Origin of the sequence: Thalassotalea marina (genome assembly GCF_014656435.1) — a bacterium.
GTDB classification, from domain to species: Bacteria; Pseudomonadota; Gammaproteobacteria; order Enterobacterales; family Alteromonadaceae; genus Thalassotalea_C; species Thalassotalea_C marina.
The window spans coordinates 156,966-170,079 of record NZ_BNCK01000004.1 but is presented as its reverse complement, the minus strand read 5'-3'; the positions used below and the strand labels follow the sequence as shown (position 1 = coordinate 170,079).

Sequence of the window (13,114 nt, the reverse complement as noted above, 5' to 3'; positions counted from 1 at the left end):
TTAAGCAATTAAGGTTTATTGGACTGTGTCGTTGATGTACAAAATTGTCCCGTTAATTCTTGCAATCTCTTTGTTTGCATCCACAAGTTACGCGAATTATTTTGTTTTTGTTAATCCGTCTAATAAAGCCGATCCTTTTTGGAATTACATCACCGATCTTGCTGTGGCGACAGCAGAAGATCTAAATGTACGACTAGAAGTAGCCTACTCTGGTGCTAACCGTATTCATCAATCAGATCTGATAAAAGATATTGCCGAGCGCAGTGAAAAGCCTGACGCCGTAATATTTTTGCCCTATGACGGCAGCATCATGCGCAGTTTTACAACATTAGAACAGGCAAAAATTCCTTTTGTTACGCTGGAGCAAGTGTTTAACCGCCAGATGTTTCCCTCGTTAGGACGCGCGATGGAAACGTATAAATTTTGGCTGGGAGAATATAATTACGATAACCAACGCGCCGCTATAGAGTTAATGAGCTATTTAGTAGAGCGCGCAAACAATTCAATTAAACCTAAAGTTGACGAAAGTCTTTATGCAATAGGCATTGGTGGCGATTTCTATCAATCATCTATTTTGCGTATGAACGGCTTTAGTATCGTTGCACACGCCAATCCTAATGTCGAATTAAATCACGTATTACCTGCGAGTTGGCAAAGAGAAAAAGCGAAGAAACTCTTTATCGAGCTTAACCGAAAATACGGAAACACCAATATTGTATTTTGTGCGTCAGATCAAATGGCTTTGGGTGTAGTTGAAGCAGCCAAAGAGTTGAAGTTGTCAATTAACAAATCGCTTTTTATCGGCGGGTTTGATTGGTTCCCTGAAACATTAACGGCTATTAAAAATAACGAATTTACCGCAAGTATGGGCGGACACTATATTCTTGCTAGTAAAGCGATTGTTGATCTGTATGATCATTTTCATGGGATATCGCCATATAGAAAAAGTTCAATGGCATATCGCGTACCGCTTTCGATAATTCACCAAGATAATTTAAACGAATTTAGTTCTCTGTTAACCCCCTTTAATGCAGAGAACATAGACTTTAGTCTTTTTTCAAAACACCTTGCTACACAACGTAATCAAAAAGCGCCAGAGTTTACTATTTCAAATTTTGCAAAAGCCATGAATCAGCAAAACAATTAGATCATTGTCACGCTTTATAATTTAACTTTTTTTAACTTTTCGGTCGATACAGCCTAAGCTCATTTCTGGTGCTATCACGTCACGTACTCGTTGTTTTAGTTCTGTTATTTCTGGAAATCCGCCCATTTCTTTGCGGCACCAAATTAGGGTGTTATTGGCCTGTATCTGAAAAATGCCTCCAGTACTTGGTATTAATGTTAGCTCATCTATTTCACCATCAAATGTGGTTAAAATTTCTTGAGCCATCCAAGTACTTCTCAGTAACCAGCGGCATTGTGCACAGTAAGTAATGGAAATTTTATTCATGGTTATAAGCAAACTATTAGGAAAAACGCCATTATATATGAGGGCGTGCTGATTTTTCGAGGTTGTTTTGGCGGCAGATACTAAGTCTATGACAAGCGCCGCGATTACAATCATTGAATTTTAACCTGAAAAAACAACACGCTTTATCGTGAGAGTTTAATAACTACTCTATTATGGTAAGTGAATATTGCACGAAGTCTTCCACTAAATGGAAATCCATCTTGCTGTAAAATTTTTGCGCGATTAAATTATCTGTTGCTGTTTGCAATGAAAGCCTTTTATCGCCTCTTTCTAACGCACAACCTTTTGCTGCTTCTATTAGTAACTTAGCGATGCCTAAGCCTCTAGCGCTTTCTTCGACAAATAGATCATTTAAGATCAATTTAGAACACACAGAAACGGAAGAAAAACAGGGATAAAGTTGTGTAAAGCCCAATATGTTATTTTGGTCATCTTCGGCAAAATAAACAATAGATTCGTTATTGCTAAGCCTTTCTGTCAGGAAGTTTTCTGCGGCACTTAAATCAGATGGCTGTCTATAAAACTGACGGTACTGGTCAAATAAAGGGGCAATGCGTTTAGCGTCATTTATCTCAGCTTTTATTATATTTATTTTCATTGTCGATTTACTCGTTTTTGTTGTAAGCGCAAGAGTGTAAATGATCACATAGGTAAATTTCATGTTCCTTTGTAACAAAAAAGCTAAATGCCCTATTTTTTACGTTAAACATTTATCCTTTACTAAAAAAATCACATAAAATTTGTGCTAATTATCAAAATAACAGCAAGTGAGTTGCGATGAAAAACCACCTTAAAGCGCTACTAGTCGCCACTACAGCATTGTCTAGTTACAATGTTTTAGCGGCTGACACCTTTCAACCTGAAGATATTTTCTCTTTAGAATACGCGTCACAACCTAGACTTTCTCCTGATGGTCAATCAATAGTTTATGTGCGTAATAGCAATGACATTATGACAGATGGTAATAATCGAGATCTGTGGATGCTTAATGTTAAAACAGGCCAGCACATGCCACTTTTTTCAGATGAAAAACAGTACTCGCAACCACGGTGGTCGCCTGATGGCAGTAAAATTGCCTTTGTCAGTAATTTAAGTGGTAGCTGGCAAATTCATGTACATTATGTTGCTGAAAATCGCACCGCAATGCTCAGCCAATTACAGTCTGGGGTTAGCAGTCTGACTTGGTCTCCCGATGGAAAATGGCTTGCGTTTAGCAAAAAAGTAGAAGCAAAATCTCCAACGCTTGCCAGTATGCCGAAAAAGCCTAAAGGCGCAAAATGGTCAAAACCTGCCATTGTGATTGACAAGGCCTATTATCAAGCCGACGGTAGCGGTTTAGTGAAACCTGGTTATAGCCATATATTTGTCATACCAACAGACGGTGGTACTGAACGACAAATTACCTCGGGTGACTATCATCACCGAGGCACATTAGCGTGGACAAAAGACAGCAAACATATCGTTTTTTCAGCTAAAAGATTTGAAGATTGGGAATATAAAACATTAGAAGGTGATTTGTATTCTGTCGCAGTTAAAGACGGGAATTTAACGCAACTAACCAAGACGCCTGGCAACGAATTCTCGCCAAGTTTTTCAAACGATGGTGAAACCTTAGCGTTCCTTTCAACATCAGGTGAATTAAATCCATATCGCAACGCTAAGTTGAACTTAATGGATTGGGATAACAAAAAAGTAGAAATGATCGCAAAAGATTTCGATCGTTCTATTAGTAATCCTCAGTGGATTTCAGATAGAAGTCTAGCAATTTCTTACGATGACTTTGGTAAACGAAAAGTAGCGACCATCAGTACAAAAGGCAAAATTAAAGATCTGACCGATGCTGTATCAGGTACTTCATTGGGGCGTCCGTACATTAGTGGTGAGTTTCACGCTAATCTTTCAGGCAATATTACTTTTACCTATGGTTCAGCCAACCGCCCTGCTGATGTGGCTATCGTAAGCCCTAAAGGTGTAGTTAAACCACTAACTCAATTAAATGAAGATTTACTCGCTCATAAATCTTTGGGTGAAGTACACGAGATCAACTATAAGTCGTCTTTTGATGGGGAAAACATCCAAGGCTGGTATATTACGCCACCTAATTTTGATCCAAAGAAAAAATATCCGCTAATCCTAGAAATTCACGGTGGCCCACATTTAGCTTATGGCCCACACTTTTCAGCAGAAATGCAACGTTATGCCGCTCAAGGTTATGTAGTATTTTATGATAATCACCGAGGCAGTAGTTCTTACGGCGAGCGTTTTGCGATGTTATTAAAATACAAGTATTCATCTAAAGAAGACTTTGCCGATCACAACTCTGGTGTTGATGCCATGATTGGCCAAGGTTTTATTGACGAAAACAACTTGTTTGTTGCCGGTGGCTCTGCTGGCGGTATTGCCAGTGCATACGCGATTGGTCTAACAGACCGTTTTTCTGCTGCTGCAGTCGTAAAACCTGTCATTAATTGGTTGAGTAAAGTATTAACAGCGGATAGCGGTTTAAGTCAAATTCCAACACAGTTTCCTGGGATGCCATGGGACCATGTTGAACATTACTGGCAGCGTTCACCTATGTCGTTGGTAGGAAATGTTAAAACTCCTACGCTACTGATGACAGGTGAAGAAGATCTTCGCACGCCTATGTCTGAAACAGAGCAGTTTTATCAGGCGTTAAAACTTAGAAAAGTTGATACGGTATTAGTTAAAATCCCAGGTGCTTATCATGGTATTGCTGGCAAGCCATCTCGTATGGTGACAAAAATTGAACATACAATTGCTTGGTTTGAAAAGTATAAAAAATAAAACCAACGTCTTTATCTTGTTTATCAATAAGCCAACACCTTAGTGTGTTGGTTTTTTTATCTTTATGAATAATGTGTTAGTTAATTTCTACTTTTTCAGCAATTTTTTTAAAAGAAACTAGTTCTAATAGAAGAATTTACTAAATTAATCTCAGGCTTGCATAAGAAATAGTGCTAAATTAAAGAAAAGAATAAATTAGCAGTCTATTATTTTTTTATGTTGATATTTTTGTCTGAATTCAAGGTGTTTTACAGCAGGAATAGCTAGCTATTTCGCTTTAAAATAACGCAGAAGTCAGTAAAAAATAGCACCTAGAAACACATTGCTTATGTGAAGCTGAGGTTAAATTATATATGAACAAATTAGCGAGTCTTCTTTTGAAAAAATATTTACCCTTAGTTCTTTTGGCGTGCATCTCTTCTTTAAAAGCAGAAACATTGGTTGTTCAAGTTTTTGACCAGACAAATAAACCGATTAAAGACATAGTCGCGTTTGCTATTCCTAAATTCGCAATAGATTCTTTACCCTCTAATACGTCTCAAGTAGTCATTGATCAAAAAGATAAAAAATTTGCTCCCTATATGACCGTTATACAAAAGGGCCAAAAGTTAACGTTTGAAAACAAGGATGATATTACCCATCATATCTACTCAGTTTCAGGAGAAAACCGTTTCGAATTTAAACTCAAAACTGGCGAAACCAAACAAACTCAAGCGTTAATTGGCGTAGAAGAAATTGCAATGGGTTGCAATGTTCATGACTGGATGAGTGGTTTTACTTTAGTTGTCGACACGCCTTATTTTGGCAAAACAGACGACAAGGGGAATTTAAGCTTTAACAATTTAAAGCCTGGAAACTATGAAATTAGCGTTTGGCATCCTCAGTTAGATGCAGAACAACACATTCAATCCCAATATTTTGAAATAACCCAAGGATTAAATACGCTAGACTTTGTATTAAAAAAAGCGTTATTACCTATCCCCACACAGCAAGGGCAAGACGAGTTTGACTTTTTAGAAGAGTATTAAAAAAGATGACTTTTATTAAAGTGAGAAGTTTACAAAGTAAAATACTTGTACTGTTTTTATTTTTACTCTTTATCGCTCAATTGGGCGGTTTTTTCTATACCTATCAAGCCAACGTTAAGCTTGAAAGTATTCAATTAAACAATCGATTAAACAATGCAGCCGATGTATTTAACACGCAATTTAACAACCGTCGTTATTACCTATCTGCGTTTGCTGAAACAGTTGCCAAAGACTATGGCCTGAAATCGGTATTAAAAGAAGATACCCGTACCCTACTCGTTGCACTTAATAATCACCGCAAAAGAATCGATAGCAATTTAGCCCTAGTATTAGATGTTAAAGGTAAGGTACTTGGCCACCTTTTCACTAACAAACAAGCTGACGGCACCGATAAAATACAAAGGGGAACAAATGACGGTCTAGTTTTTGAGCATAGCCAAACATTATTAGGTCAAGACAAGCTTGCTCAGTTAGTAACGCTTAATGGTAAGTTGTATCAATTAAATTTTGCACCGGTCAAAGAAGGTGCAAGAACAATTGGCTGGATTGGCTTCGGATATTTAATTGATGCTGAACTTGCTTTGGATCTCGCAAAACTCACTGGCGTGCATATTGGTTTTGTAAACCATGATGGTGATAGTTATCACGTTATCGCCAGTTCAGATAATACAAATTACCCAACGGATGGTGAGGTGTATAAAGGAATAATTGCTAATACCGAACAAAAATATCTTTATAGACGAGTTGAATTAGGCAATATCGGTGATGGTTATGTATCCGCTATTTTGTTTGAATCTCGGGCAGATTTACTCAAGCATATCGACATTCAATGGGCGAGCTTAGCAATATTATTGTCGCTTAGTTTGATCCTATCTACTTTGGGTGCCGTAGCGATTGCTCGCAGTATTACAAAACCAATCACAAAATTAGTTAAACAAGCACAGTCGATAACACAAGGTAACTATGATCAAAGTGTTGATGTTTCCAATAGCAAAGAATTACAACAGTTATCAGAAGAATTTAACCACATGACCAAAGCGATTGTCTCTCGAGAAGAAACGATTAGTTTTCACGCTTTTCATGATCCGCTGACTCACCTTCCAAATAGAAATTCGCTGATCAATACATTAGAAACATTAGCTGACAAACAACAACCATTTTTACTGATTCAGTTATGCTACCTAAGGGCTGATGAAATTACTGATACATTAGGGTATCAAGTGGGTGATGAAGTAACGATGACCGTAGCTCGACGACTTGAATCTTCACAATTAGACATAAATGCCTTTCACTTAGGTGCTGAATATTTTGTTTTAATAGTAAAACCTGAGCAGGCTGAGCAACTCATTGACAAATTGCTAGCGATTTTAAACGTTAGTTGCCATTTTGAGCGCATTGCCCTTCACTTACAATATGCCTTTGGCATTGTTGATTCGACCCAATACGAAAATAGCTCAGCTTCTGAACTTTTAAAAAAGTCGAGCGTGGCAATTCAACGGGCAAAATCAGCCAAAAAAAGCTTTGAAATTTACAATCCCGTTTTTGATGAAAACACCTTAGAAAGATTGTTTTTAACCAACAGTTTAAAACAGGCAATTGAAGAAGATCAGCTTACGCTTCACTACCAACCTAAACTTTGCTTAGCAACCATGACGGTGAGTCATGCCGAAGCACTGGTACGTTGGCAACACCCGGAAAAAGGTCTTATTCCTCCTGATGAATTTGTTAGTATTGCAGAAAAAACTGGTCAAATGGCAGCGCTGACACGTTGGGTAACAAAAGCTGCGTTTGATCAATACCTTACTTGGCAACAACAAGGCATCGTAATAAACATCGCAATCAATATATCTGCTGAAAATATTTTAGATGAATCTTATCCTGATTTTGTTATTAACCTTAAGAAACAATACCAGTTAGACGACAATGCTATTACCTTAGAAGTAACGGAAGACGCTGTAGTGGACGACCCAAAACAAGCGACTAAAATGTTGTCTTACTTGAGGGATAACGGCTTTAAACTTTCTGTAGATGATTATGGCACCGGATACTCATCATTAGCTCAATTAAAACAATTACCAGTGCAAGAGTTAAAAATTGATCGCTCTTTTGTGCAACAATTGGAAAATGACGAAAACGATAAAATCATTGTTAAATCAACAATTGAATTAGCGCACAACATGTCACTATCTGTGGTAGCGGAAGGCATTGAAGATGAATATACGCTAAACTGGCTTAAAGAGCATAACTGTCAATTGGCTCAAGGGTATTTTATCAGTCGCCCTTTGCCATCTGCTCAATTTACACAATGGCTTGAAACTACTCATTATCAAGTAAAACGGGTTAACTATAATAAATGAAAATAAAAATACCCCTGTTAAGTTCACTCAGTATTCTATGCTCTCTCAATAATACTTATGCAGCTGATATTAGCGTCAAAGGTTTAGTAGATTTACGAGTTCACCAGACCAAAAATTCTAGCGATAACAGTTATTTGACTGGTGGTTACGGTAAATTTCGATATAACGATAGTGGTTTATCTATAGGTCAATTGGCTTTACAAGCCGAACTTGAAATAAACAAAACATGGTCTTCAACGCTTGTATTAAATGCCTTTGCTGACAAAGGGCACTCTTCGATAGGTTATACAGAAGCCTATTTTAAATACAAAGGTTTACCTACCTCTAATGGTTGGCGTGTCTCATCTAAAATAGGCATTTTTTATCCCAACATAAGCTTAGAAAATATTGCAACGGCTTGGTCGTCACCTTATATGTTAACCTCCAGCACAATAAATAACTGGGTGGGTGAAGAGCTTCGACATACAGGATTAAATTTTGCTGTTGACAAGCTCGGCAAGTTCACTAACTCCAAACATACATTCAGCGCCGACATTTCGCTGTTTCAAAACAATGATACTGCTGGCACTTTGTTAGCCTGGCACGGATGGACCATTGGTAGTCGGCAAACACTGTTGCATGAAAAAATAGCAATTCAGCCATTCCCCGCTCGTCAAAATAGCTTAAGTGCACAAGCGCCATTGTCTGATCCATTTAAAGAAATAGATCACAAGTTTGGTATTCATAGTACTTTGGGTTGGAAATACAGTAATAAAATCAAAGCAAGCTTTGGCTATTACAACAATAACACTGATGAAGGATTAGTTGAGCGTGGTCAGTACACTTGGAAAACAGATTTTTATCATTTAGGCATTAAATATCGTCTGGCTCAACAATGGGAAATCATTACTCAACATATGCAAGGTTCTACGTTTATGCGTTCACCTGAGCTGGTAAAGGTTGTTGATGTAGATTTTGATTCTAGTTTTGTTATGTTGCGCCACTTTTGGAATGACCATCATTTTGCGCTTCGCGGCGAATATTTCACCGTTGACGATTTAGATAACCTTGAAGGTGATAACAACAACGAAACAGGCCGAGCAATTTCATTGGCATATCGGTACAAATTAAATAAGCAGAGTTTTGTTTTGGTAGAACAAAGTTGGATAGACAGCAAACGCCCATCACGTTGGTATGTTAATAAACCGATAGAACAAACAGAAAAACAGGTTCAAATAGGCTTTCGTTACTACTTTTAGCAAATAAACTTTAAGATAATAACGATAGCCAGATAATTACACTTATTGCTTGTGGGTAAATGCTTCTAACGCAAGTGCAGGATCGAGTTTGACGTGTTTCCAGTTAACGCGCCAATCTAAGTGTGGACCAGTTGAACGCCCAGTTGAACCAATAGCAGCAACTTTTTGGCCTTTTTTCACTTCATCACCTTGTTTAACAAAGCTTGCACTTAAATGCAAAAAGGTTGAAGTGACACCATGACCATGGTCGATGATCATGGTGCCGCCAGAATAAAACATATCAGGCACATACATCACAACTTTGCCTGACGCTGGAGCAACAACCGGCGTTCCCGTTTTGCCAGCATAGTCCAATCCATAGTGAGGACGTCCGGCTTTACCATTGTAAAAACGTTGACTGCCGTAAACGCCCGTAATGCGTCCTTTTGCTGGCGCAATAAAACCTGTAGCAAAATCGCTTCTATTACTGGTTATGTTACGAGTGTTCCAAACAAGCGCTGCGTCTTTTTTTGCACGGGCCGCGTTTTCCTTGCTTGGCTGCATGATTTTCTTGGCAATGCCTTCAACACGTTGGATGTTATATTTCTGTGCTGCTGGTGTTAGCTGACGTGTGGTTTTACTGCCATCTTTAAAAGTAACTTCTAAGGTTTGTGCTTTTTTCTCATCACGACCAAAGCCAAAAGCAAAGTTACCCTGTTCTGAAACTAAGATAGCTTCATCGTTTAAAGTAACTGTTGCGCCCTTTTCTGTTTTCCCGATAATTAAACTGCCTTGTTTAATTTCGCCAAATAGGGTCAAACTGCCGGCTAAAGCCTGATTTGAAGCGACTACGCTTATAACAAGCGCAGTTGCAACCTTGCTTAATGCCGCAAACTTAAGCATGGGCAATGGCACCTTTGCCTACACCTTCATAGGCAATAACAGTAAATTTGTCACTAGGTTGTTGAGCCTTTAACTGTCTAGCAATAAAGTCGGCTAAAAGCTCAACGGTAGAATCACAATCAACAACTTCTAAAACATGTGTTTCAACAGCAATATCAAAACGCCCTTGTGGCGCTTGATAAGCAAAAAACTGATGTGAGTCGTTAAGTTGTGAAACAGCATGTTGGGATAGTTGGCATTGGTTTTTAGATACCCGATCATCTTCTGATGCAATATAGATATCTTGCCAGCGTTGACACCAAAAATGTTCTAAATCTTCATTGCGCATTTCGTTGCGATATAAGGTGATTTTTGAACGATGACCGTGTGCGATACGTTGACAGTTGCCATCGTGCAGTTTTAAGCCATGTGTATAATGATAATAATCACTGTCTATCACTTCAGGTCGTAGTGTTAACTTTAATCCGGCGACGTTACTTGGTAGTTGTTGCAGAATAATATCCGTTAAGTATTCAACTACCGACGAAATTGTAACTTCTTGCGCTGGAATTTTTGCAAATGCACAACTTGGAGACTGTAAAAAGTAACTTGCGCGTTTTGATTGCAGATCGACATATTCATGATCATCATGATGCGTTGAATTTGACACACTGACACGGGCATTTTCCATAGGAATAAGCAACTTGTGATCTACTGCATCATCAATTATGGCTTTAATTTGCTTTTTAACTACTGCAAAATCTAAAACCATTTTCATTTCATTAAGTGAACCATCAAGCATCACATCAACGATCCAGCTTTCACCAACGATGCCACGATGTTCACAGCAATAAGAAAAGTCGATTACCGTTAAGTCATTAACAAATAATTGCATGATTCACCCTATTCGCTTACTACACGCCATTGAATTTGTTCGTTAGCACGAATTGGCACCACTTCGTTGTTACCAAAGGCCATAGTTGCAGGTACATCCCAAGCACTTTTTTCTAAGGTGATTTTATCTGGGTTGGTTGGTAAGTTGTAAAACTTAGGACCATTTAGGCTAGCAAAACCTTCTAACTTATCCAAAGCGTTTTCTTGTTCGAATACTTCGGCATAAAGTTCAATGGCAGCATGTGCTGTATAAGAGCCTGCACAACCACAAGCTGATTCTTTTGCTTCTTTTGCATGTGGCGCAGAATCCGTACCTAAAAAGAACTTTTCACTACCGCTTGTAGCCGCTTCAATTAAGGCTTGTTGATGAATATTACGTTTCAACACAGGTAAACAGAAAAAGTGAGGACGAATGCCACCGACTAACATATGGTTACGGTTATATAACAAGTGATGTGCTGTAATAGTCGCTGCGATGTTATCGCCTGCTTGATTAACAAAATCTACCGCATTTTTAGTGGTGATATGTTCTAACACCACTTTAAGATTAGGATGTTTAGCAACAAGTGGCTTTAATATGGTATCGATAAATACCGCTTCACGGTCAAAAATATCTATATCAGCAGTTGTTACTTCACCGTGTATAAGCAATGGCATATCAACGGCTTCCATCGCTGCAATAACCTTGGCGATATTAGCGACATCAGTTACGCCAGATGAAGAGTTTGTTGTTGCACCCGCTGGGTATAATTTACACGCATAAACAATACCACTGTTTTTTGCTGCTTTTATATCTTCAGCCGTCGTATTGTCTGTTAGGTATAACACCATTAATGGCGTAAAGTGTGGTGCTGGGTTTTCAGCCATGATGCGATCGTAATATTCACGCGCCATATCAGCATTTGTTACTGGTGGCACAAGATTAGGCATGACAATCGCTCGGCCAAAATAACGGCTGATATCGGCAACAGTTGTCGATAACGCTTCACCATCTCTTAAGTGAACGTGCCAATCATCAGGGCGAGTAATAGTAAGTTGATTCATAATTTACCTTTTAATTTGTTAATGCCTAATTGTTATTCAAAAGATGAAGACGACTGCTCTTGGCGGTCTTGATCTTGTAACAGTTTTAATAACTGATCCTTTAAGTTAGGTGGAACTTTATAGATAGTTAAACTGTCATTTGCCGCATTATACACGACATCTTGACCCAAGTGGCTTCTTTCAAAGCTAATACTGATCCCTGCACCGTAACCTGAATACTTAGTTACTTTGTTAACGATCGCTTGATCATGAGGAAATGAGTCTTCCATCGGATAATCGTTTTCTTTACAAAATGCGTAAAAATCTTTTTCAGCACCTTCGCTTGATAATACCGAGCCCAGCTCTTTTATTGACACTTCCTGTGCCGATTCCTTTTGTTCTTTACAGTAAGACAACAACTCTTTACGCGCTTCTTGTTTTTCATTTGCATCAAGTTGGTTTACTGCTACGTAATCTTCAACAGCTTTTACTAGTGTTTGTGTTTGTTCTTTTACATCTAAGCCTTCTTCACAACTTAAAAAGTCTAAAAAGAAGTCTGAAATCTTACGACCGGCTCTGCCCTTTATAAAAGAAATGTAACGATTGCCTTGGGCGTTTTGTTGATATTCAAATAAATCAATTCTTGCAGCTAGTTGCAGTTTAGGTGTGTCTAAATGTTTATCCGCAGAGATATTTAAGTCGCCATCTACTGAGTAATGCTCAGATACAGGAATAATCGTTACCAACAAATAACGACCGCCCATATATTCATAATGACAGAATACTAAATAACCATTTTCTTCAATGTCATATTTTTCTAGTTCTAGTTTTAATAAACTAGTGGCTTGCTGACTAAAGAGATTAAAATTTAAACTTTCATCTAAATAATCTGTCATTAACTCGATAAAGTTTTTGTGCTCAACTGGCTCTGGCTCAGCTAAAAAATGCCCGTAAGCCTTGCTACCCTTGGCGTTATAAATGTTATGGAGCGCATCAACAAAGTTTTCGATACGAGAAGTGATATCAATAGTCTCTGGTCCAAATTTAACTTGAACTTCGCCAGATTCCTGATTTTTAGTGACATAATGCAGTGCAATATTAGAAATAATTAAACTCATAGTTAATGGTCTGTATGATATTGAATAAGCTTTTGATAAACTTAACGCAATTATCAAAGTTATTTTTATGAAAATTTATGCCTATTGTATCTAAGTATTCGAATGAACGTGTAGAAAAAATTATTGAAGATTTACAAAAAGTCTTGGTTGACGAAAAAGCAACGGCTGATTTAGCCTTAATGTGCTTGGGAAATGTCGTGACCAGCATTTTGCAAAATGATATAAAACCTGAACAAAGACAAGCAATTGCAGACAACTTTGCGAAAGCATTAAAGCAATCGGTTGAAAAATAAAATAATAAGTTCTGCAATAAAAT

Annotated in this window: 12 protein-coding genes; 6 read left to right on the top strand and 6 right to left on the bottom strand. The window is 38.0% G+C overall.

Features of this window, described 5'->3' with window-relative positions; translation table 11 throughout:
• Window positions 1–34: 34 nt before the first annotated feature.
• The gene (locus tag IE199_RS09995) at window positions 35–1,147 is read left to right on the top strand and encodes an ABC transporter substrate-binding protein (protein WP_189769894.1); all 1,113 of its coding nucleotides are present in this window, start codon (window positions 35–37) and stop codon (window positions 1,145–1,147) included.
• 21 nt (window positions 1,148–1,168) lie between these two features.
• Here the strand turns inward: IE199_RS09995 and IE199_RS09990 are convergent, their stop codons facing one another.
• Entirely contained in the window at window positions 1,169–1,567 is a 399-nt protein-coding gene (locus IE199_RS09990) for an Rdx family protein (protein ID WP_444545946.1), read from the bottom strand.
• 49 nt (window positions 1,568–1,616) lie between these two features.
• Window positions 1,617–2,072, bottom strand: coding sequence for a GNAT family N-acetyltransferase (locus IE199_RS09985; protein WP_229854648.1), 456 nt, complete (start codon window positions 2,070–2,072; stop codon window positions 1,617–1,619).
• A 179-nt stretch (window positions 2,073–2,251) separates the two neighbouring features.
• Between IE199_RS09985 and IE199_RS09980 the strand changes: the two genes are divergently transcribed.
• The 4 genes from IE199_RS09980 (at window position 2,252) to IE199_RS09965 (ending at window position 8,902) form a co-directional block, all read left to right on the top strand.
• Window positions 2,252–4,279 (top strand): S9 family peptidase, encoded by a 2,028-nt coding sequence (locus tag IE199_RS09980; protein WP_189769890.1) that lies wholly within the window; start codon window positions 2,252–2,254, stop codon window positions 4,277–4,279.
• Between the two features lie 353 nt (window positions 4,280–4,632).
• Window positions 4,633–5,307, top strand: a complete 675-nt coding sequence (locus IE199_RS09975; protein WP_189769888.1) for a cupredoxin domain-containing protein — start codon at window positions 4,633–4,635, stop codon at window positions 5,305–5,307.
• 5 nt (window positions 5,308–5,312) lie between these two features.
• Window positions 5,313–7,664 carry a bifunctional diguanylate cyclase/phosphodiesterase gene (locus IE199_RS09970; protein ID WP_189769886.1) on the top strand — a complete coding sequence of 784 codons (2,352 nt, stop codon included), beginning with the start codon at window positions 5,313–5,315 and terminating at the stop codon, window positions 7,662–7,664.
• On the top strand, window positions 7,661–8,902 hold the full coding sequence (locus tag IE199_RS09965) for a putative porin (RefSeq protein WP_189769884.1): 1,242 nt from the start codon (window positions 7,661–7,663) through the stop codon (window positions 8,900–8,902). The genes IE199_RS09970 and IE199_RS09965 overlap by 4 nt, the downstream gene beginning before the upstream one ends.
• Window positions 8,903–8,944: 42 nt before the next feature.
• Here the strand turns inward: IE199_RS09965 and IE199_RS09960 are convergent, their stop codons facing one another.
• From IE199_RS09960 to yejK, 4 genes are read right to left on the bottom strand one after another with little or no spacing between them, the layout of a single operon-like run.
• A complete protein-coding gene (locus tag IE199_RS09960) occupies window positions 8,945–9,784 on the bottom strand; it encodes a M23 family metallopeptidase (protein ID WP_189769882.1) in 840 nt (279 codons plus the stop codon).
• On the bottom strand, window positions 9,777–10,658 hold the full coding sequence (locus IE199_RS09955; protein ID WP_189769880.1) for a 6-carboxytetrahydropterin synthase: 882 nt from the start codon (window positions 10,656–10,658) through the stop codon (window positions 9,777–9,779). The genes IE199_RS09960 and IE199_RS09955 overlap by 8 nt, the downstream gene beginning before the upstream one ends.
• A gap of 8 nt (window positions 10,659–10,666) precedes the next feature.
• Window positions 10,667–11,701: a dihydroorotase gene (gene pyrC / locus IE199_RS09950; protein WP_189769878.1), complete on the bottom strand. Its 1,035-nt coding sequence runs from the start codon at window positions 11,699–11,701 to the stop codon at window positions 10,667–10,669.
• 32 nt (window positions 11,702–11,733) lie between these two features.
• Window positions 11,734–12,798: a nucleoid-associated protein YejK gene (gene yejK / locus IE199_RS09945; RefSeq protein ID WP_189769876.1), complete on the bottom strand. Its 1,065-nt coding sequence runs from the start codon at window positions 12,796–12,798 to the stop codon at window positions 11,734–11,736.
• A gap of 77 nt (window positions 12,799–12,875) precedes the next feature.
• Between yejK and IE199_RS09940 the strand changes: the two genes are divergently transcribed.
• Window positions 12,876–13,091, top strand: coding sequence for a YejL family protein (locus IE199_RS09940; RefSeq protein WP_189769874.1), 216 nt, complete (start codon window positions 12,876–12,878; stop codon window positions 13,089–13,091).
• Window positions 13,092–13,114 lie beyond the last annotated feature (23 nt).